Here is a 22,295-nt window from a genome sequence, read left to right on the forward strand (position 1 = left end):
TGTCATTTTTTCTTCCTACATTTATTAATATTTTTTAATACTCACATTCTTTATATTTGTTTAATTCTTCTTCTAATACAAAAATATTATTTTCTTTAGTTGTCATACAATGTATATAATTATTTTTCTGCAAAAAATCTAATGCTTCTTCACTATCATTTTCTATACAGATTATTTTAATTTTGTATTTATTAAAATTAATATTTTTCAAAATCTCTATATCCATACCTTCGGTATCTATATCAATAACATCCGGAAAACTTTCAAAGTTTTCTTCTATGATTTCATTTATATTTCTAATAGGAATTTCGCAATAATTATCCAATATATTTCTCTGTTTTGCTATTTCTTTTTTAAAAGTATTTAACCCTGGCGTACTTTTACTATAATAATATCTTAATGTTTCATCATTTTTTCCACCGGTTCCACATACAATCACTTTATCTTCTGGTCTATACTCTTTTATCAATTCGACCATAAGCGGATTCGGCTCTACCAATACACCTTTTGATTTACTATTTTCATAAAACAAATATGTATTATTGCGTATAACTGGATGGCATACACCTATATCCATATATGTGAACTTCTCATATCCTAATTTTTTCATAATATCTTACATTATAATATCTTCACAATCAGTTGAATATGTATTTTCATTTTCTTCTGCTTCAACTAATCTAGCAACTATGGTATCTGCACCTGGAATATATTTTTCTATCTGTTTTATAATTTCATACTCAATATTTGGTGCTATAACTACACAAACTTTACTTTCCTCAACTTCTTTTAATTTATCAATTCCATAAACCTTTATACCGCAAATTATTTTGCCAACATCTCGATTTTGACCATTTATAACAAAATCGAGCTTGTACATAAAAGGATTATATCTGCTTTTAAATTCATTTTTAGGTGTTCCCCACCCAATAATATAATCATACTTCTCTCTCAATTCTTCATATTTAACTTTTTTCGTATATCTCACTATTAGTCCTTTCTATTGTATATGTCTACGATACTTTCTAATATTTTCCGCTAAATTTTCTCCATTGAATATACTTGAACTTCCAGCGACAAAAATATCTGCGCCTAATTCTCTAAGTAATTTTCCATTTTCAAAACTAATGTTTCCATCAACTTCTATCGTTAGTTCCGGATAACTCATTTGTTTGAGAAATGTTTCTAATTTTTTTACTTTTGGGACACAACTCTTTACTATACGCTGTCCTGCAAAACCCGGATTGACTGTAAGAACCGTAATTCCATCTATGTAATCCAATACTTCTTCAACACAATATATAGGCGTTGCAGGATTAATTGCTAAAAATACTTTACACCCATAAGTTTTAGCTTTTACTAATGTACGTTGCACATGTATTGTACTTTCATAATGTATTGAAATCTGATCCTGTGGTCTAAGTTTCAGCCATTCTATTTTTTCTTCCGGTCTTGTTACCATCATATGAAAATCCAAAGGAATGTCAGTCATTTCCCTAATTCCATTTATATAATCAATTCCAAGCCCAAAATTTGGAACAAATTCACCGTCCATTACATCTATATGAAGATACTCAACACTTTCTTTTTCCAATATACGAATATCTTCTTCCAATTTTTTCAATCTTAAACACATTAGCGATGCAGATATTTTCCCATTTTCCAGTTGTCTGTTCATCAATTCTTCCTCTTTAATATGTTTTTATCTAACAATCATTACCTTGCATGAATACTCTTTTTTATTTTTCATTATTTTTAATCCGTTAAACAAATCATTAAATTCTAATTTATGAGTAATCAAATCATTAACTTGCATTTTCCCACTACTTAATACTTCTAATGATTTGTGCCAATCATCATCATTCTTTTTGGTAAAACTTGAATTCCATGAACCATAAATTTTTAGCTGTTTACGATGAATTTTCCAAAATATTTTCTTATCAAGTGATAAATCTTCTTTTGGATTTCCTACGATTAAAACATTTCCTTCAGCTTTAACACTTTCTAAAGCCTGTGAAAATACACTATTAGCTCCCACTCCTTCTACCGCTACATCAACCCCATGACCATTTGTCAATTCCATAATCCAGTTAACAGGATTTTTCTTTGATGCATCACATATATTTTCAAATCCTAATTTACCTGCTGTTTGCATCTGAGCATCTTTATTTCCCACCAAATAAATATCTTTTATACCAAGTATTCTCGCCCACTGCACCATCATCATACCTATCGGACCAAGTCCATATATTACAATACTTGAAATTTTTTTCCCCCCTATTCGCCTTAAAGCATGTATTCCTACAGACATCGGTTCCAACATTGCAGCTTCCTCAAATGATACATTTTCAGGTATTTCAATAAGATTCCACTCAGGCACCAAAACATATTCTGCAAATCCTCCATCTCTTCTTGAGCCTAAGTAATCATAATTATTACACAGTTCATATTTTTCTTGTACACAACATTCACATTTTCCACATGGGATGAGCGGAAATACTCCAACTCTTTCTCCCACCATATCCTCTTCACTATCATCAGACATCTTTTTAACAATCCCTGAAAATTCATGTCCAGGAATTGTCGGAAAATAATAGGTTCCAGTTTCAAATATTCTCGGAATGTCTGAACCACATATACCTGCTGCCTTAACTTCTACTAAAACCCATCCTTTTGGTATCTTTGGTATATCAATATCTTGATATCTTAAATCATTTATTCCATGTAGCAAATAAGCTTTCATTGACTTTACCTTCCTTACTCTAGTGTTCTATAAGCAACTTAAATTTATCTAAATCTTCCATTGTTGTTATCTTAAAATTTGATTCATGACCTTTAATCATCTGTATATCCATTCCGCCCTTAAAGGCGATTTCACTACTTCCCCTCACTAAATTAATCTCATCTTCTGTCATCCTATCATGTATTTTAATATATTTCCCAAATCTAAAACACTCTGGCGACTGTCCAGCATATAATTCATCACGATTTAACAATTTATCTATTTTTTCTCCATTTTCACTTAAATATATCGTATCTTTAACTGTTATAACCGGCATTGCACCATCTCCGCTCTTTGTTGCTTCTATACACTCCGTTATAGTTTGTTCATCAACACACGGTCTAGCTGCATCGTGTATTATCACAATATCATTTTCTTCTGCTTGACTTCTAACCACGCTCAACCCATTATAAATTGACATTTGTCTTGATGCTCCTCCTAAAGCATACTTTACCACTTTCGTAAATTTTTCTTCTTTTACTACTTCTTCCACGTGTTCTTTCCATTCATTCGCTACTACAACGATTATCTTATCTATCTGACTATGATTCTGAAATTTTTCTATCGCATACGCAATAATCTCTCTGTTATTTACTTTCAAATACTGTTTAGGTATACTTTTTAATTTCATTCTGCTTCCACTTCCACCAGCAAGTATAATTGCATAATTCATACTTAATTTTCCTCTATCTTTTCAATTTTTTTTACAAGCCTCTTACATGCTCCAGCTTTCTGGTATTTCCACATACGATTTTTTGATTTTATTCTGTCTTTTCTATGTATATCATTATTTAAAACTAAAACAGTCTTTTCCATAAGCTGTTCCATATCAAAAGCTCTTTCCTCAGGCATATATTCATCAAATGATACATATCCTACCCTTGTATTTTCAGAATATTCTTTATAATCATAGAAAAATGATACTACCGGTCTGTCCAAAAGCATATATTCTGAATATACTGATGAATAATCAACAGTCAGCAAATCAACATATTCTAAAAATGTATAAGGGTCAACTTCTGCCGTAACATTATATATATTTGAATATTTTAATTTGCTAAATTTTTCATGCATTTTTGATTTTGGATGAAGCTTTGAAACAAATACAATATTATTTTGTTTTAAAAAGTCATTAAATTTTTGCAAATCCATTACTTCAAAAAATTTGCTTTCCGATTCTCTAAATGTTGGCATATAAAAATCAATAACCATTCCTTCTGATTTCCATTTTTTAATATTTGCCAAATTTAATTTTTCTTCAGTTGTATAAACATTAACTATCTTTTCTCCTAATATTGCATCCATTCTTGGATAGCCATCTATTATAACATGCTCTAGTGTCGTATTGAAAGCTGATGTTGTTATGTCAGCTAATGGTTCTGATGTAGCTAGTGTATAATGATGTGGTTTCTCGTCTGATATTCTACGTGGAAACGTAATAAATCTTTCCCATATATTTTGTGGATGCCTGAATTTATCAAACATATTGTCATGATTCGCCTTTTTGTTTCCTGTACCATGCCAAAGGTTTACTTTCATCGCACCGCCACTTTGCCAAAAATTTATATCTTTTGAATAATTATCAAATAAATAGACCTTTCCACGCAAAGCATACCAGATTCCTTTCAAGCTATGATACATATATGCCTCATAACCTTCCGCATTCAACATCCTGACAATATCTTCATTATGCGAAATCCAAATTGGTCTAATCGACAATTCTTCTTTGTGCTGACTTACATACAAGTACAAATATCTGGGATTATCTGCAAATCTTCTTCCAAATGTGCTGCCAAATAGCCATATCTTTTTATTTCGTGGCACTAAAAAAGATAACCAATAGACCGGCAACAGTAACAACTGTCCCCAATATTTTAGTCTATCAGTTATCTTGATAATCATTACTATTTCCTCCATGAAATGTTCATTTGTCTTTTTACAGCTTCCCTGCTACTCTGTTTAATATATATATCGACATTTTTTTCATTATGTTTAATCCCATATGCAAACTAATTTTTTCCAGTTCTCCTACATCTTTTTTTATATATGCCGATATAAATATTGGTATATATACACATATATAACCAAATAATTGTGTTATACTCGACATGGAGGTTGAAATGCTTGACAATTTAAATATTAAATGTACACTCTGCGGATGCGCTGAAGTTGAACTACAAGATTATAAAATACGAAATATCACTGATGATTCATGTAAAATGTATAAATGCAAAAATTGTGAAACACATTTTATGTATCCGCTCCCTTCTCAAGATTTATCAGAATATTACGATGGCACTTTCAGAGAAGAAGTGCATACTGCTGATTATTACGACTATACCGAACTGGATAAAGTATTCAATAATTTCTTATCCGAAGCAAAACTCAGAACCGAACGAGTTAAAAATGACTTATCGGTCAATGATACAATTCTTGAAATAGGTTCTTCTGTCGGATATTTTACTGCCGCTATATCTGATTATGCAAAAGATGTATATGCTACCGAATGGGACAGTAAAGCCAGAGCTTATATAAAAGACAGACTTGCAAAATACAATATTCATGTAGCCAAAGATCCTGAAGACTTTGAAACCAAATTTGATAAAATTTTTATGTTCCATGTATTAGAACATATCGAGAAACCAATTGATTTTCTCAAAAACTTAAAACAGTTATTAAATGAAAACGGAAAGATTTACATTGAGGTTCCTAATGTTGACGATGTAATGTTAAAAACATTCCGATGCCGTCCATTTATAGAACACTATTATAAAAAAGCACACATTTTTAATTATAATGAAAAAGGACTTGAATATATTTTTGACAATTGCAATTTTTCAAATTATAAAATAAGACAGATACAGCGGTACAATCTTTCTAATAACTTATACTGGTTATCTGACGGCAGACCCAGTGGACGCCAGAGTTCTGTCTATAAGACATTGATAACAGATGCATTAAATAAAGAATATATAGCTTCTTTAATAAAAAACAAGCAAGCCGATACTCTATTCGCAGTTGTAGATAAATAATTTTATTAAAAAAATCAGGTTATATAATAACTATTTTAATATTATATAACCTGATTTTTTATACTAATATCTTTATCTCACTCTCATACTTTTCGTCATGTATCTGCTCAACATTCTCTCCACCAGCTATCTCATTTACATATTTATATGGCACCGGTACTCTGACACCCTCTCCTCTTAAAAACCATTCGTACTCAAGATCCAAATGTCCTATATCAACTGCCTGTCTTCCTGTTTTTGCCAAATCATATGCCATGACTGTAGCGACAGGTCCAAGTGCAAGAAGATATAATGCATCCTCTTTCTCCTGCATGGCGGCTTTAAATATTTCATCATATTTATTTATCGCATCTACTGCCGGTCCTAATATTCTTGTAACAGACTTCGCTCCTGAAAGCAGGTCATTTCCAACTCCAAATCGTGTGTATACACCTTCTATAAGCACAACATCTCTGTTCTTCCATATAAGTTTAAGCTTGTCAAATCTATTTTTAGGTCCATCAGTAAAAGCATCTGCAAATGTAATATATGGTCTTGTCACATAAGTATTATAATATGCTCTATGCAAATCCAAAAGTACAATATGCTCTTTTCTTGCTCCGCTTGCCATATAACTTCTTATCTCTCGTTTTGAAGCTTCTGAGTATTTCTCAAGACTTCCATAATTATCCGCTATGGCAATCATTATATTCTCATCATCACTCGCCAAAACTTCCAACAGTTTTTTGGCAAGTCTTTCACTGTATGTTGTAGTAAATTTTGCCCTGAGATTTCCTGAAATACATGCAAATTCACCGTCACCGAACCTGCACAGCGACTTTTTTCCTTTTAAAAGTTCATCCAATGTCGCATCACAGGACAATACCGTTGGTACATCAAGCAAATCTTTTTCAAGCCTTTTGTCAGTCACTTCATACATTACATTCTTTTTAAAACAATCCATTTCCGATAAAAGCATGTTATATGCCTCGGACAAAGTCTGTATTGACTCAACAAGCATATTATTGACTTTTTCACAATTTGCTACCTTTTTAGCTAATTCAAAAACTCTTCTTTCATCCATTAAAATCCCCTTATTATTACCAGTTACGTAATATCGTCTTTCTCTCCATAGGATCAAGTTTACTTATCTTTGGGTCATCATAATAAGAATCTTTTCTTATATGTGTTGTTGAAATTTCCTCAAATATTGCTCCGTTTCTTGATGTAAATGCATGTTTCTGTCCACGAAGAACAGTCTGTACATCTCCTGCTTTAAGTTCCTTCTTCTCGCCATCAAGAACAATCTCAAGGTCTCCATATAAAAGCTGGAATGTCTCTTCTTTTATCTTATGCATATGCATAGGATGTTTCTGACCCGGAAGGACTATCAAAAGTTTCTTACAATATTCTCTATTTATTACACTTACAATAATGGCTCCTGTCTGTCTGAAGTTCTTCATTCCATAATGATGAGAAAGTTCTATCTCGATATCATCACCAAGTGCAATTCCTGCTTCATAAAGCATACCCTTTGCATCATGTATAATACTTCTTGCAAGCTTTGTCGGTGTAATATGCCTTGTCTCAAAAAGTGCCTCATTAGCTGCATAATCTCTTGACACTTCTATTCCGTCGTTAAACTCTCCGCTGTTCATCTGTTTTTCCTGACATGGCATTGCAAAGAATACATCTTCAATTCCTATAGTATCTCCTGCCTTGACGTCATGTTTAAGATAAACTCCACGCATAAGAGAATTGAGAGAATCTATCTCCGCCTGACTTACATATTTGTCATTTTCCTTCTTTGTAGTACATATGGTCTTTGCTTTAATTGAAGCCTCTACCCATTTGTCTGCCTGAGCAGGTGTCATAGAATATGCATTTATCGAATATTTTTCTGTCGGCAGTGCTACATGTCTCTCAAGTATCTTTGCACCTTTTGCTACCGCAAGCATTGCAACAGTATTATCATCTGGGTCTTCATGTCCTGAATATCCTATTGTAATGTCTCTGTATCTTTTATTCATGCGGTCAATAAAATCAAGCTGAAGATGATCCGCCGGTGCCGGATATTCTGCAATACAATGTAAAAATGCAAAATCACATTTTTTGTGAGAAAAGAAATTATAAAGCTTGTCTATATCTGATAATGTTTTTCCACCTGTAGATATAATAAGCGGTTTGCCTGTAGATGCTGCTTTCTCAATCAATGGCCAGTCGAGAGCACTGCAGCTTGCAATCTTTATGATATCTATCCCCTGTTCCATACACCAGTCAACACCATCCTCGTCAAATGGCGTACTCATTGCTATCATTCCCTCTTCCTTGATAGCATCAACAAGTTCCGTAAACTGCTCATATGTAAGTCTTGTACTCATAAATCTTGACACATGAGGAATATCAGTTCTATTCACATAATCGGGATGTATAAAGTTGTCAAGATTTCTGTACTGTAGCTTTACTGCAGCATTTATATTATACTTTCTCGCAATTTTACCCATCTCATGAATAATATCTTTTCCATGCTCCACATCACCCTGATGGCTGTTTGCCATCTCAAAAATAAATAAATCATTAAATAATCTGCTCAATTCATTAGCCTCCGTTCCTTATATTTTCTCCAATGCTTCTTCTAAAATCGGCATTGCAAAATCTACTGTTTCCAAAATTGCCTCGAAAGCATTTTTTGACAATTCATATGACATCCTAATATTTTCTTCGTCATTTTGAGATAACATATTAATCTTAAATATGCTGTTTTTCATTCTTGTTTCAACATAATCACTAATGATTATATATACAAACTGCTTTTCTATAAAATCAATTTTTTCTTTTATGGCTGCCATTGTTTTCCTTACTTCATCTCTACTCTGTGTTTCTAAATTCAATAGCATATAATCCGAAATCTCAATTCCTTCTTTTGCACACTCAGTTATTTCATTTAATTCTATCTTTAGGTCTAACAAATCATTTTTAACAAGTGAATATTTTTCGGCAGAAAATGTCGCTGGCATACTCTTCAACAACATATCAAAATCAAATTGTCCGGTGCAATAATTATCAATTACTTCTGATAATTTCATAATCCTGGTTCCTTGTATTTTAGCACCACCCTCTGTTGCATCTATCACGTCAATTTTTCCATTAAGCGTTGCTATTTCAGATTTAAACCAGTCAAGCATATCTACCCAATCACCTCTTGATTTTATCATATTTCCATAAATATCCTCAACATCTACTACACCATTTATTTCATCATAAACATGATTAGCAACTCCATTTGCATGTGTATATTCCCCTGCATATGCTAAATCCTGTCCTATTAACACTATTCTTTTCGCACCTATTATCTCAGCTACAGTGAATGCGTCTGTTGCTACAGAACCGCCAAGCATACATGATGTATATCCCAATCCATATTTTGAATATAAATTACATAAAAAATCCGAAGTGTTATTCCATATTTTTCTGCCGTGATTCATTTCCAAAATGCTGTTTCTTGCTTTAATATCAGCAATAATAGGATGATTAAAGCAACGCTCATCAGATAAATGTGATATACTTTTCCTCGCATCCTTTATTATTATTACATCATAATGTACATTATGAGATATAAATGACTTGACCGCTGTATCTGTTGCTATTATAAAAGCCTTTCCTTCTGCCCTTTTTAGTTCGTCGATATTTTTGTCAAGAGATGGTCCGGCAGCTGCAATAATAACAGGAACATTGTCAGGTACTTTTCCTATAAATTCTGTCAGATAATTACTTTCTTTAATAAAATGAAGATTTTTTAACAAATTTATAATACCCATTTTAAATATATCCTGTGACCCAAATGCCAAAGATAACTCTACACTATAACATTTCTCGATTGTATCTAAAAACTTTCTCGCTTTAGCTTTATACAATTTTTCCATTCCAGGATATATGCAAATTACCTGATTTGGTAGCATTGCATCACTTATATAATCAAAAAAACCAAAGTATAAATTATCATCATTTATTGTATCTATAAAAAGATGTACCCTACTATCCGATAGTATTTGTTCAAAATCAAAATTTTCTAAACAATACAAAAAAAGTTCTATATCCGGCTCTACCAAAATAATTACTGCATCATCTTTTGTATTTTCAAGAATCGTATTTGCAAAAATTCCATTTGCAACTCCAAACATTACAACTGACGAACTTATGTGTTCAAAATTATACTGTTTAATCCATCTTTCTGCTTCTTTTTTAGGACTATAGATACTATTTAATCTTATTTTTTTTCCTTCATCTATAATCTCAACCGTTTTGCTCCCGTCTCTTGTTTCAACAAGGTTAAACCTGTCAAAATTAAATTTTTCAGCATCATATTTTTCTTTTATTTTCTCATATAATGCAGGTCGATATTCTTCCATATTCTGAAAATTTTTATTAATATATTGCATATTCCAATCTCCTAATATGTATCAATGCTAAAAATCATTTTTCAACATTTACCATGCCCTCAATTTTTTTGCTTGCAATTAAAAATTCTTCTTCCGTATCAATATCAAAATTTTCTTCCATTTTATATCCTGCTATAACATCACCTGTCATAGAATTTTTTTTCATTACAACCTCTGCTCTAAAGACATCTATACATGCATTTTGATAATATACATTTGGCAACTTCTGTCTGGGCATATTATAACATTCAGGTATGTCTTTCATTATCGGTTCTAACAAACACTTTTCATTCATAAACCACATTTTATATGGAATTTCTTTTGCAGGTGCAACACATCTTACAGAATCTACCTCCGGATGTTCTTCCAAATACTTTATCATATTCTCTATATCCTGTATATTTCTTATAGGATATGTCGGTCTAAGCTGAACTACAATATCCGGTACATATTTTTCATTTTCTTCTAAAAATGACAGTGCATGTTTAAACACATCAATATCAAGTGCCTCATCAGTCGCATACTCCGCCGGTCGCAAAAACGGTATCTCTGCACCATAGCTTTTTGCAATTTCTGCATATTTTAAACTGTCGGTACTCACTATAACCCTATCTATACTTGGTGCATTTAAAGCATGCTCTATTGAATATGCAATCATTGGTTTTCCTGCAATAAGACGAATATTTTTATCTTTTACACTTTTTGAACCGCTCCTTGCCGGTATAACAGCCAACACTTTTTTACAGTTAATCATATCTTCACCTTCTTTCACAACTATTTTTTGCTGATATATTCACCTATATATTTCAATTTAAATTATATATTTGTGTTAAATTCTGCTCTCGCATCCCCTTAATTCTCGCTCCATGTGATGCATTTATTACCGTTACTCCTTCTTCCCCTGATATTCTCTTTTCTATCCATTTTCTGTATATCTCAAGATTTTTATTTGTATATGCCTTTCCGCCACCTACAGCTTCAATCTGCCTAAAACTGTTCTTATTAACAAGCTTTCTTCCTATTTCACCGGCATGCGTTTTTTCACCTGAATATCCCATGTCTAAACCAACACATATAAGTCTGTTGCATTTAAATTTTAACGCTATATCTATCGCAAAAGTTGCCACTGACCCTCCTGTTTCAAATAACGGATATCCACATGATAATGCTGCCTGCTCTGATTTTTCAAAATCCTTTTGATATGCTATATATCTTTTTCCTTTATATTCTCTTGCAACATCTGACGCAACAGTTGATATATAAATTAATGGTATGCCACTCTCTTCAACACCACTTATCTGCCATTTTGTGCTCTTATTGGCATCGGTCATAATTATAAAATCCGGAATAATCTTCTCCTTTATTAACCTTCTGCACATCTTTCCGACACATAATACACAAATTTCACTTCTTAATCTGGATTTCAATAATTTCTTTAAATTCTCTACATCTAAATCGAATGAAGGTCCGGCAGCAATTAATATTACATCCTTTCCCTCAAATAAATACCTTACACTTGTGACATATTCATCATTCAACAATTGATTCTGCTCAAAATTTTCTTCTAATATATCTTTAAAATACTTCATAGAAAAAAAAGTCAACTTATATCTTTCAAGCAATTCCCTTAGCCCTTCATCCTCTATTGCTTTAATTGACGGCATCCACATCCTGCATTCCATTGCTACAGAATCTTCATAATTGATGTTATCTCTTATGGCTTCTGCATAATCCAATATATTTTTGCAATATATCAAATGTATTTTTTCATTATTAATTATATCTAAAATATTTCTATAACACACGGCTATGTTTATCTGTCTTATATCATTTTCAATTACATATATATCCATATTAGGATGCATTTTTGCCATTTCCTGGATATGGTATCCTAATCCAAAACCAAATACAATGCATTTTTCAGTTTTAGCATCAACTCCGTCTGCATAAAGCATAGCTTCCTGCCAAGGATTTCCAAATGAACAGATATTTATTTTCCCAACATTACCACTCTCTATCGCCAACGAAACATCTAATACCCTGTTCCATTCCAAATCATATTTTCGTTTCTTATTATCTACATAATAGGCTTCGTTTTTTATATGCTCACTTAACTCTTTATCTCTCCTCTTCAAACTCTCTAAGTTTTTTTCGTAATAAAAAATAGGATTAACATTATAATTATTTAAAATATATTCCTTTATTTTACATATTCCTTTTAAAAAACTTCGTTCAAACCAATCTTTATTTTGTATATTTTCACAAAACAAAATTTCTAATGTTTCGTCCTTATATTCTCTTATTTTTTCATCAAGTTTTCTTAAATTATATGAAATTAAACCTAAAACATCGTCTATTTCTGTATATCTTTCTTTTTTTCTATAATACAGAATTTCCGATGTTTCTCTGATTAAGTCATCCACCAATGAAACAATTTCATACATCTGTTTTCCCCTTATTAAATTTTTTTCAAAGTTTCGCATAAAACAGGCATAAGTTCATCAACGGCTTTTAATAATGCCTTAAATAAAACATCCATACTCTTTGCTGTTTCATATAGCTTTTCATTCTCAGTATCATATTTTTTCGCAGCTGCTTCAATTCTGTCAGCTATATCTGCAGATATATATTCATCTAACAATAAATATATATTCTGTTTTTGTATACTCTTTTGTACATCATTTATTTTTTTCATATTTATATCAACTTTTTTTGGAATTATCTTGCTCTGTTCAAACATTTGCAAGATTCTATTTGCTGATGCAATTCCCGTCTTTGAATTGTCATAAACACATTCCAATTCCTTTTTTATATGTTCAATATCACGATGTACACTCTTATATTTTTCATTTCCAAATGTTGCCGGAAGTTCAGTTAATATATGTCTAAAATCAACTTTTTCACTGCAATATTTATCTATTGCTTCAGTTAATTTCATAATTCTTGTTCCTGAAATTTTAGCACCGCCCTCTGTTGCATCAATTACATTAATATTTTCTCCCGACTGAACTATCATATTCTCAAACCATCTAAGATATCCAAGCCAATCATATCTTGTCTTAATTTTATCTCCATTTATACTATCAATATAAATTTCTTTTTCTTCAATCCATTCACTGCATTGATTTTTAATGTCTCCTGCATGCGTCTTATCACCTTTAAAAGCTAAATCCTGACCGATTAAAATTATATTTTTTGCCCCTATTTCCTGTGCAACCCAAAACGCCGCCGTTGCTACCGAACCACCTGAATTGTATTCAGGAAATAAACAACCATATTTACTATATAAATTTTGTAAATATCCTGAACCATTTATCCATATCTTTTTTCCATGATTCCTTTCTAATACTTCACTTTTTGCATCAGGTACCGTAAATATCGGATATGATGCACATCTCTCATCTGCTAAATGGCTTACACTCTTTCTTCCATCTACAGTTATTATAGCATCAAAAGCTATATTATGAGCCAGTAAATACTTTACTGCTGTGTCTGTTGCCAAAATAACTGATTTTTTTTCTGCCATTTTTAATGCATCTATATTTTTATCAAGTGAGGGTCCTGCTGAAACAATTATGAACGGAATATTTTCATCAATTATTCCTTTTAACTCGCCGATGTAGTTACTTTCTTTTACATACTGCAAATTTTTAATTGCATTTACAGTAAATTTTTTTGCATAAATAACAGATGTATTTTTTCTTGCATTGAGCATATTTTTTAATTGTTCTGTCTCGCAAACAAATTTAATATACTTTTCATTATATAGCTTGTCATATATAGGATGCACACATAACATTTGCGTAGATATCATAGCCCAATTTAACTTAACAGATAAGTCACTTAAAAAGCTACTACTATTAACATTGTCTACATAAATAAATACTCTCTCATCAGATAACATTTCTGTCATATCAAAATTTCTAAAACAAAACAAAAACAATTCAAAATCCGGTTCATATAAAAATAAATAGGTTGAGCTGTTTAATACTTTTTTTATACTCCTATAAAAAACACCTGTTCCAATCCCAAACATAACAACTGATGTGATATTGTCAACTTTATTTAGCTTATTAGTCCAATGTAATGCTTCCCTTTCAGGGCTATATATACTATTAAGTCTCACAAATCTACTATCGCTATAAACTTCTACTGTTTTATCTCCATCTTTGGTATCAACAAGCCTGAATTCTTTGGATATCTCTTTATAATCATCTTTTGATATATTTTCCAAAATTGCATTACAAACTTCCGGATTTTTGTTTTTTAATTCTTTAATATTATTTTCTAAATACATAATGAAAATCCTCCGAGCTGCCATAATTTATCCGCTACTCCATATTTTCTACCAAATCACTTATGTATTCTATAAAATCATACTGTAATATGTCAGCCATCAAAACTTTATCGTCAGACTGAAGAGCTTCCATTGCATCACTCAATATACTGAAAATTTTACCTTCATCCATTACAAATTCCGGATTAGAATTCTTATATACTGCAAGATTATCAATTGCTTTTGTCATATCTTCTAACACAAACATAAATTTTTCAAATGCATCTTTATCATTTTGTTGATAAAATAAATCTACAACTTCCTGCACTTCATTAATCGTACTTTTAATCTGCTCTTTTTCTTTACTCATAATAAACCTCTTTCTTATTTAATTATTTATTTTCAAAAAAAAGAGGCTGGCTTTACGCCAGCCCCTTTCAGAGTAACTGTTATAATCATAATATGAATAAACAACACCCTGTCTGGTCTCTTACGCATATAATTATGCCATACAAAATATTCTTTAATTACTGAAGTAATGAAAGAACACCCTGTGTAGCCTGATTTGCATGAGAAAGCATAGACTGTCCAGCCTGCTGAAGAATACTCATGCTTGAATATGCTACCATCTCTGATGCCATATTTACATCACGGATCTTGCTTTCTGAAGACTGGAGATTCTCAGCCATGTTATCAGCATTTGCGATTGTATGGTCAAGTCTGTTTGAAATAGCACCAAGATCTGATCTCTTTTCTGATACAGCTGTAATAGCTTCATCAATCTTTGTGAGCTGTATTCCGATAGCACTACCCTTAGCCTTACGAACTGCTGAATGAATCTTGTCTACACCAAGCTTCTTAGCTGTCATAGTTGTAATGCTAATGCTGATTGTCTGTTTATCGTTTGCACCAACCTGAATCTGTTTACTCTTGTATGATCCATTAAGAAGGTTCATCTTGTTGAACTGAGTCTGTGTAGCAATACGTGTAATCTCAGATTCGAGCTGCTGCATCTCTGCCTGAATCTTAGCACGATCTTCTGATAAATATGTATCATTCTTAGCCTGAACAACAAGTTCTCTCATTCTCTGAAGAACTGAGTGAATTTCGTTCATAGCACCTTCTGCTGTCTGGATAAGTGACTGACCATCCTGAGCATTTGTAGATGCCTGTTTAAGACCTCTGATCTGTCCACGCATCTTCTCTGAAATAGAAAGTCCTGCAGCATCATCTGACGCACGGTTGATTCTATAACCTGAAGAAAGCTTCTCTGTGCTTCTTGAAAGATTTGTATTTGTGATGCCTAACTGTCTGTTTGCGTTTAACGCAGTCATATTATGCTGTACTATCATAATGTTTTCCTCCTTGAATTTACAATGGCTTCCATGCCATTGAGATAATAATTAATAATTTTGCTTTCCTATCTGTCCGTACACATATAGTCAAAAGCTATTATAAGTATTAACTTACTCAATATATATATCGGTTGATTGCCATATGACTTTAGCTTTTTTTTAATATTTTTATTTTTTTTGATCCAAAAAATGCGACTGCCATACTCTATGCTGGTTTGACATATTCTGATAGTATGAAGTAGCAACTCTGTTTGACTGTTTAAAGTCATTTATAGCATGTCTTTTATTTCTTATATAAGTATTGAACTTTGTTTTATTTTGCTGTTCAAGACTTTCAAGTTCCATACCTATATTTGTAATCGTCCTTATAAGATTCTGCATCTGAAGTATTTCGGATTTATACATGTCTTTATTATCTGCTAACATTTTTCCTATCTTTTTATAAACTGAATCGAATCCGTTATCAAGTTCCTGCATTTCATTAAGCAGCTCATATTTTTTCTCTACAATTCTGTCAAATCCATCAACATCCATTTTTTCTATATCCGATTCACTTAAAATCTGTCCCTGTTCTTTTGTCAAATCAAGGATATTTTGCAATACATCTATTTTTTTTCTGAGAGAATCTGAAAGAATTGTTATATATACATTTATATTTTCCATATAACCGACCTTTCAATCATCACTTCGCTTTACCTTCATTATTTAAACGCACTACCTCTTTCCAAGTATCACGCATGGTATGTATATGCGTAAGTGTATCCTTTATTATATCTACATCTTTTTTCATATTGCCTTCAACAAGTCTTCTATATATATAATCATATACTTTTTCAAACTCGCCCGCTACAGGATATTTAAAATCAAGCCCCATTCTAAGCTCCATTATACAATCTTGAGCTTTTTTTAAATTCTTATTTATCTCCTCATAATTATTAGGATCATTTTCCATAAGTTCTATACCTGCGTCTGTAAATCTGACTGCTGCATCATAAAGCATACTCGTAAGTCTTGCCGGCGATGCTGTTTTTATTGCATTAAGTTTGTATGCCTGTGCCGCATTCCTCTTGTTTGGTATCATATTTTCTCCTCATTTCTCGATTAATTTTAATTTACATACATATATCCAGCTTTTTTTATTTTACTAAATTTCAATAATATTATAAAGATAAAATTTGCTCTTTTTAACAAAATTTTAAAAGTAGCAACAATTGATATAACCTCTGCCGCTACTTTTAAAATGTATTATGTAAAATATATAATTAATTAACTTCCAAGATAACTTGACAATGTATTCTGCTGACTCTGTATCTTTGCAAGTGCAGTCTCCATCGCACTAAACTGTGAATAATATCTTTCTTCCATATCACTGAGTTTCGATTCCCAATCTGATATTTCTTTCTTGTAATCTGAAAGCTGCGATGCCATCTCTTTATCGTTATAAAATGTAAGTGCACTACTGAGTGTAGATGTTCCCATCTTTTTATTTAAACCGTCATAAAGATTTTTCGCAAGTCCTGACAATACTTCCTTGACCGTATCAGGATCTTCCTCAAGCATCTGCATAAGTGTATTTGTTGAGTCTGCAAATTCATCATCATCCTCATCACCTTTAATATGAAGTAAGCCCCCCTCATTATAATTCTTTGAAGAAGTCGTAATACCAAGGTTAGCAAGCGAATATGTCTTGCCATTTGACGCAGTAACTGTACCCATCATATTGGTTTTCATAGTAGATATAAGTCCACTTAGCGTGCTGTCTCTGCGAAGCAATGAATCCTTGATTTTAGTATTCCACTTGTCAACTTCATCATCAGACATTGCCTCTTTCTGTTCGTCGGTGAGTACTTCATAACTGCTTGCTGATGACGCATCATAATATGTATTCATCGTCTTGAGAATACTGTTGTACTCTGTAATAAATTCTTTTATTGTATCATAAACAGCTGATGTATCATTGCTTACTGTTACATTAACAGTTCCATATACAGGTATTTTTTTATCTGGGTCATTCGGATCTTGAATTTCTCCCGTCTGTGTAGTTCCAAGAAGATTAAGTGTTACTCCTGCTACATCTATACTGGTAGTCGTGCTCGTAAGCGTTGCTCCATTATATACAACTTCTGTATCCTTAGCTTTTGTAAGAACCATTCCCTTTCCAGGTGCGGTCTCTGAAATGCCTGGCTTGTCCTTAAGAGCTTCCATGCTAAAATTCTGCATTCCCAAAGCTGACAATGCACTACTCTCCGATGTCAGTCCTGTTTTTGCAACAGCATTATATGCTTTTACTGAATTTGTCACTGCTTCTTCAGCAATCTTATCTCTTTCTGTCTTTTCTGCAAAAGTGTACTTTGATGCATCATCTGATGATAATCCCGCACCTGTAACAGTAGCATCTGTTATTCCTTTTTTAACAAGTTCTGCTATAGCAGCTTTGCTCTCGTCAGTTGCCATTGCCGCATCGATTTCAGTTTTCTTTTTTTCATCTATTTCTTTTTGAATAGCTGTTTCCTTATCAGCATCAGTTAATGTGGTATCATCCTTATACTTTTCACGGATTGCTTTTTCAGCTTCATCCGAAATAGTATAACCTTTTTCCATTTTTGCTCTGTAAAAAGCTGTTGCTTTACTTGTTGCCTCTGCATCTGCTGAACTTTTTGCAAGCGTCTGTAATGTAGCAATATCTTCACTTGAGATTTCTTTTTTAGCTGATATTGCTCCATATACAATAGAATTATATGTTTTCTTCTGTTCTGATGTAAGATTTGAAAGTCCCACTGAATCATTAATGTTATTTATAATGTTCTTACCGTCACCTGAATAATCATTAGCAGACAATTCAAATGAATTTTCTGAACCACTGTCTTTTGAACTAAGGAAAAATCTCTGCTGTTTCTCATCAAATGTGGCATTAAGTCCCGCATCACTGCAGAATTTAACAAAATCATCTATTGTAGTACTGTCATTTACCTCTAACGCTGTTGACTTATCACCAACTTTTAACTTTAAGACAGTACCTGATGTCATCCCTAAATCATTAAGCTTTGTTGAAGAAGTAGCTGTTTTATCATTGCCATCACTATCTTTATAAGTACTTAGTTTTCCACTTGTTACATACTGTGCTGATGCTATAGAATGGATTTCAACCTTATATGAACCTGCTGCGGCCTTTGTTGATGCAGTTGCTGTAAGTTTTGTTGAATCACTAACTGCGGCTTTTTTTGTCGAATAGTTTGAAGCATACTTCATCTTTGAAAGCGAATCTTTATAAAATCCGTAAATCTTTGTATTGAGTCCCTTCCAAATTTCCTGCTTCCATTCAAGTTTCTGTTTTTTATTTTCAACCTTTGTCTGCTTTGTACGCTGTGCTGACATCAGGGCATTTACAATAGATTCTGTATCGAGTCCCGATGTAAGTCCTGTCATCCTTATTGGCATAATGATACCTCCTTTTATTTCTTATAATTTCTTATCTACTATAATACCTGCTATTTCCCATATCTTCTTTATTGCTTCAAGCGTTTCTTCAGGTGGAATTTCTCGTATAACCTTGTCTGTATTCTGGTCAATAACTTTTATGGATATTCGCTGTGTTTCTTCGTCTATTGAATATTTAAGCTGTGTATTAGACATTTTTATTTTTGAGTTTATGTCCGACATAGTGCTGTCAATAGTGCTCTGAGCTACCTTCTTACCATCCAAAGTTGTCTCTGTCTCAGGATTCTGACCACCGTTTTGTTTTTGACTTGCTACATTTGATGTTGTGACCGGTTTACCTTGTGTTTTGACTGCTTTCACCGTATTGCCGGATGAATTTTCCGATACCGGTGCCGCGTTCACATTTGCACTCTGAGTCCCTGCCTGATTTACTGATTCTATTTCCATAATAATACACCTCCATGTGATTTCCTTTTTCACTACATTTAATAAACTGTTGCTCTCTTTAAAGTGTTTCAAAATCCTTTTTATGACATTCTAAAGAAACTATTTGCTTTATCCTTTATATCGGCAATTCCACGCTTTTTTTTAGGCTTTACCGGAAAATAACTTATTTAAAGCTTCTACATCTATCTCTCCCTCTGAAGCTTTTTTATTTTCATCCTGTATCTGCACATATATTTCTTTCCTGTATATAGGTACAGATTTGGGTGCATTTATTCCTATTTTCACCTGGTCGCCTTTTATTTCAAGCAATGTTATCTCAATATCATTGCCAATCATAATAGACTGGTTTGTTTTTCTGGCTAATGCTAACATACTACCTCCTATTTTGATGTTTCTTTACCAATGTCTTCTATAATTTTATGTTTTATACTGTAATTGCCTTTTTCAAGAATTACCTGTATAGCTTTTCCATTTGCGGCATTTACTATAATAGGCGCCTTCATATTAACTGAAGCTTCTCTTACATTTTTAGGGATAGTGGCAAGTACAAAAAGAACTATATCCTCATCTTTAAGTTCGCCAAGCGGTTCAAGAAGTGCTTCTTCCACTACGGGATTGTAGTCTTTTATCACATTTAAAGGATTGACAACCGGAAAAGCAAGCCATTTCTCAGTCACGCACTGAAGCCATGAAAAAAACGGCTTTTTCTCTGCTTCACTGTCATAAAGAATAGTAAAATCCTTGTATTCCTCAAACCCCATAATACCGCTTTCAAAGTGGATTATCTTTTCATCACCAATCTCTATTTCACCGAAATATTTTGTATCTATTTTCATACAAACCTCCGTTCTAAATTTAGAATACCGGAAGCAATGAACTTCTATTCATCACATCCGGCATCCTTTCCATCTGTTATGATTTTTTATTTAAATATAATTAAGAAGTGAATTTCCAAGTATCTTAGCTGTTGCGGACAATGATGCCTGATAAAGGTTGTCTGCCTGTGTAAGATTTATGTACACATCAGTAAGGCTTACGTCCTCATTTTCAGAAAGCTTGTCTTCCGAATCTGTCTGTTCATCTAGAAGCTTGTTGTATGTAAGCTGTGCCCTGTTATATTTTGCTCCAAGTTCTGATGTTGCAACGCTTACTTTCTGCCCTGCTTCATCAATCATTGTAAGTCCCATTCCAAAAGCATCCGTCATTACCTTTGAGCGAAGGTCTCTTTCTGTCTCAAGTGATGTTTTAAGACTGTTGAGCGTTGCAAGCTTGTCTTTGTCAGTAGTATTTGATATCATTTTGTCTACTTCATCAATCTTTGTCTCTACTTCATCAACATATTTCACTGTTTTAGAAATATAGTCTACCATTCTGTAAATATCCGTGCTTATCGCATCTTTTGCCTGTGTGTTTACGATTATATTCTGGCTGTAATTTATCTCGTACTCTATCTCCTGATCACTTGGGTCTGCATAATCAGTTGTTTTATTGTTTACCGAGTCATATGCCGTACATTTAAAATACATCTCAGGTCTTATGTCATTCTTTTCAAAATCATTTTTAACATATGTAACACTGAAATCTGCCTGCTTTGTCTGAATGTCTGCATATTTTGTTTTACCGACAAGAACTTCTCCTGTATCATAAAGATAAACGATTTCATTGTCACCTACTTCGTATGCATTTGTATCTGTTGATGAACGTGTAATGATATTTCCTTTTGCCGCCGGTGTTCCATTATAGCCTGCCGCTGCATAAACTTCTGTCGTATCTTTACCTGTAGTCTGGTCTTTATATGTGAACGATATGGCTATGCTTGTACCATTGGTGCCTGCCTGTGCGAATGCATCTTTTGAGCAGTTATCATATGCAAGTCTTAACTGATATACTTCATTTTTCTTTGCTGTTTTATCTGTATATTGCTGACCGTTTGCTATAGTAGAGTCATAATTCGCTCCACCTGTTATTACAGTTATATTGTCAAATGAATCATATGAAAAGTTTTCTTTTATCTGATATGAAAGTTTGTCTGTATTCTCAGGGAATAAAAGTGATGTATCCGTACGATAACCTGTAAATACATATCTTCCCGAATAATCTGTATTTGCCTCATCCTCAAAAATAGAATTTACATACTGCTGAAGTGTTGTTAATACTGACTTTCTGTCATCTGCTTTAAGATAATCATTTGCTCCCTGGTTCAGATATGATTTCATATTATCAAATTTCTTTGATATGTTTGAAAGTGCTGTTTCTGTTGTGTTCATCCAGCTCATTGCATCTTTTACATTCTTCTCGGCATACTGTGTAAGCTGAGAATATGTAGTACGAAGCTTCAAAGAACGAACAGCAACTGTCGGATCATCTGAAGGCCTCTGTATCTTTTTCTGTGTCGTATACTGCTCAGAATATTTCAAAAGACTGTTTTTTGCATTTGTAATATGTGCCGAAGCACTATTTGAAATCATGGAATTCGTTACTCTCATGTCAATCCCCCTTCTATAAACTATCAAGCCCTGTATTATTGTGGTAATTCAAAAAATTTTC

At 32.8% G+C, this 22,295-nt stretch carries 22 protein-coding genes; 1 reads left to right on the forward strand and 21 read right to left on the reverse strand.

Annotation, left to right across the window (positions count from 1 at the left end):
- Nucleotides 1-34 precede the first annotated feature (34 nt).
- Genes ACZLXV_RS02635 through ACZLXV_RS02660 form a run of 6 tightly spaced genes read right to left on the reverse strand, consistent with a single transcriptional unit; the run spans nucleotide 35 to nucleotide 4,684 of the window.
- The gene (locus tag ACZLXV_RS02635; protein ID WP_482382408.1) at nucleotides 35-610 is read right to left on the reverse strand and encodes an FkbM family methyltransferase; all 576 of its coding nucleotides are present in this window, start codon (nucleotides 608-610) and stop codon (nucleotides 35-37) included.
- A 6-nt stretch (nucleotides 611-616) separates the two neighbouring features.
- A complete protein-coding gene (locus ACZLXV_RS02640; RefSeq protein ID WP_482382409.1) occupies nucleotides 617-988 on the reverse strand; it encodes a hypothetical protein in 372 nt (123 codons plus the stop codon).
- 12 nt (nucleotides 989-1,000) lie between these two features.
- A complete protein-coding gene (locus ACZLXV_RS02645; protein ID WP_482382410.1) occupies nucleotides 1,001-1,678 on the reverse strand; it encodes a ribulose-phosphate 3-epimerase in 678 nt (225 codons plus the stop codon).
- 24 nt (nucleotides 1,679-1,702) lie between these two features.
- Nucleotides 1,703-2,743, reverse strand: coding sequence for a galactitol-1-phosphate 5-dehydrogenase (locus ACZLXV_RS02650; RefSeq protein WP_482382411.1), 1,041 nt, complete (start codon nucleotides 2,741-2,743; stop codon nucleotides 1,703-1,705).
- Nucleotides 2,744-2,762: 19 nt separating this feature from the next.
- On the reverse strand, nucleotides 2,763-3,455 hold the full coding sequence (ispD, locus tag ACZLXV_RS02655; protein ID WP_482382412.1) for a 2-C-methyl-D-erythritol 4-phosphate cytidylyltransferase: 693 nt from the start codon (nucleotides 3,453-3,455) through the stop codon (nucleotides 2,763-2,765).
- Nucleotides 3,456-3,457: 2 nt separating this feature from the next.
- Complete coding sequence (locus tag ACZLXV_RS02660; RefSeq protein WP_482382413.1) at nucleotides 3,458-4,684, reverse strand: CDP-glycerol glycerophosphotransferase family protein; 1,227 nt, start codon at nucleotides 4,682-4,684, stop codon at nucleotides 3,458-3,460.
- Between the two features lie 218 nt (nucleotides 4,685-4,902).
- Between ACZLXV_RS02660 and ACZLXV_RS02665 the strand changes: the two genes are divergently transcribed.
- Entirely contained in the window at nucleotides 4,903-5,814 is a 912-nt protein-coding gene (locus ACZLXV_RS02665) for a class I SAM-dependent methyltransferase (protein WP_482382414.1), read from the forward strand.
- 58 nt (nucleotides 5,815-5,872) lie between these two features.
- Here the strand turns inward: ACZLXV_RS02665 and ACZLXV_RS02670 are convergent, their stop codons facing one another.
- The 15 genes from ACZLXV_RS02670 to ACZLXV_RS02740 all read right to left on the reverse strand — a co-directional run bounded on the left by ACZLXV_RS02670 (nucleotide 5,873) and on the right by ACZLXV_RS02740 (nucleotide 22,234).
- Nucleotides 5,873-6,877 carry a GT-D fold domain-containing glycosyltransferase gene (locus ACZLXV_RS02670; protein WP_482382415.1) on the reverse strand — a complete coding sequence of 335 codons (1,005 nt, stop codon included), beginning with the start codon at nucleotides 6,875-6,877 and terminating at the stop codon, nucleotides 5,873-5,875.
- A gap of 16 nt (nucleotides 6,878-6,893) precedes the next feature.
- Nucleotides 6,894-8,387 (reverse strand): N-acetylneuraminate synthase family protein, encoded by a 1,494-nt coding sequence (locus tag ACZLXV_RS02675; RefSeq protein ID WP_482382416.1) that lies wholly within the window; start codon nucleotides 8,385-8,387, stop codon nucleotides 6,894-6,896.
- 18 nt (nucleotides 8,388-8,405) lie between these two features.
- Nucleotides 8,406-10,232 (reverse strand): motility associated factor glycosyltransferase family protein, encoded by a 1,827-nt coding sequence (locus ACZLXV_RS02680; RefSeq protein ID WP_482382417.1) that lies wholly within the window; start codon nucleotides 10,230-10,232, stop codon nucleotides 8,406-8,408.
- A 34-nt stretch (nucleotides 10,233-10,266) separates the two neighbouring features.
- Entirely contained in the window at nucleotides 10,267-10,986 is a 720-nt protein-coding gene (locus tag ACZLXV_RS02685) for an acylneuraminate cytidylyltransferase family protein (protein WP_482382418.1), read from the reverse strand.
- 52 nt (nucleotides 10,987-11,038) lie between these two features.
- A complete protein-coding gene (locus tag ACZLXV_RS02690; RefSeq protein WP_482382419.1) occupies nucleotides 11,039-12,676 on the reverse strand; it encodes a motility associated factor glycosyltransferase family protein in 1,638 nt (545 codons plus the stop codon).
- Between the two features lie 14 nt (nucleotides 12,677-12,690).
- Entirely contained in the window at nucleotides 12,691-14,529 is a 1,839-nt protein-coding gene (locus ACZLXV_RS02695) for a motility associated factor glycosyltransferase family protein (protein WP_482382420.1), read from the reverse strand.
- A 34-nt stretch (nucleotides 14,530-14,563) separates the two neighbouring features.
- Nucleotides 14,564-14,878, reverse strand: a complete 315-nt coding sequence (locus tag ACZLXV_RS02700; RefSeq protein WP_482382421.1) for a DUF8042 domain-containing protein — start codon at nucleotides 14,876-14,878, stop codon at nucleotides 14,564-14,566.
- A 157-nt stretch (nucleotides 14,879-15,035) separates the two neighbouring features.
- Nucleotides 15,036-15,860, reverse strand: coding sequence for a flagellin N-terminal helical domain-containing protein (locus ACZLXV_RS02705; protein WP_482382422.1), 825 nt, complete (start codon nucleotides 15,858-15,860; stop codon nucleotides 15,036-15,038).
- A 171-nt stretch (nucleotides 15,861-16,031) separates the two neighbouring features.
- Entirely contained in the window at nucleotides 16,032-16,526 is a 495-nt protein-coding gene (flgN, locus tag ACZLXV_RS02710) for a flagellar export chaperone FlgN (RefSeq protein ID WP_482382423.1), read from the reverse strand.
- A 19-nt stretch (nucleotides 16,527-16,545) separates the two neighbouring features.
- Complete coding sequence (gene fliS, locus ACZLXV_RS02715; RefSeq protein WP_482382424.1) at nucleotides 16,546-16,944, reverse strand: flagellar export chaperone FliS; 399 nt, start codon at nucleotides 16,942-16,944, stop codon at nucleotides 16,546-16,548.
- A 185-nt stretch (nucleotides 16,945-17,129) separates the two neighbouring features.
- Nucleotides 17,130-19,301: a flagellar filament capping protein FliD gene (fliD, locus tag ACZLXV_RS02720; protein ID WP_482382425.1), complete on the reverse strand. Its 2,172-nt coding sequence runs from the start codon at nucleotides 19,299-19,301 to the stop codon at nucleotides 17,130-17,132.
- A 21-nt stretch (nucleotides 19,302-19,322) separates the two neighbouring features.
- Entirely contained in the window at nucleotides 19,323-19,748 is a 426-nt protein-coding gene (locus ACZLXV_RS02725; RefSeq protein WP_482382426.1) for a flagellar protein FlaG, read from the reverse strand.
- 141 nt (nucleotides 19,749-19,889) lie between these two features.
- On the reverse strand, nucleotides 19,890-20,120 hold the full coding sequence (csrA, locus tag ACZLXV_RS02730; RefSeq protein ID WP_367335664.1) for a carbon storage regulator CsrA: 231 nt from the start codon (nucleotides 20,118-20,120) through the stop codon (nucleotides 19,890-19,892).
- An 8-nt stretch (nucleotides 20,121-20,128) separates the two neighbouring features.
- On the reverse strand, nucleotides 20,129-20,584 hold the full coding sequence (gene fliW, locus ACZLXV_RS02735) for a flagellar assembly protein FliW (RefSeq protein WP_482382427.1): 456 nt from the start codon (nucleotides 20,582-20,584) through the stop codon (nucleotides 20,129-20,131).
- 90 nt (nucleotides 20,585-20,674) lie between these two features.
- Entirely contained in the window at nucleotides 20,675-22,234 is a 1,560-nt protein-coding gene (locus ACZLXV_RS02740) for a flagellin N-terminal helical domain-containing protein (RefSeq protein ID WP_482382428.1), read from the reverse strand.
- Nucleotides 22,235-22,295 lie beyond the last annotated feature (61 nt).

The organism is Butyribacter sp. (assembly GCF_056818865.1).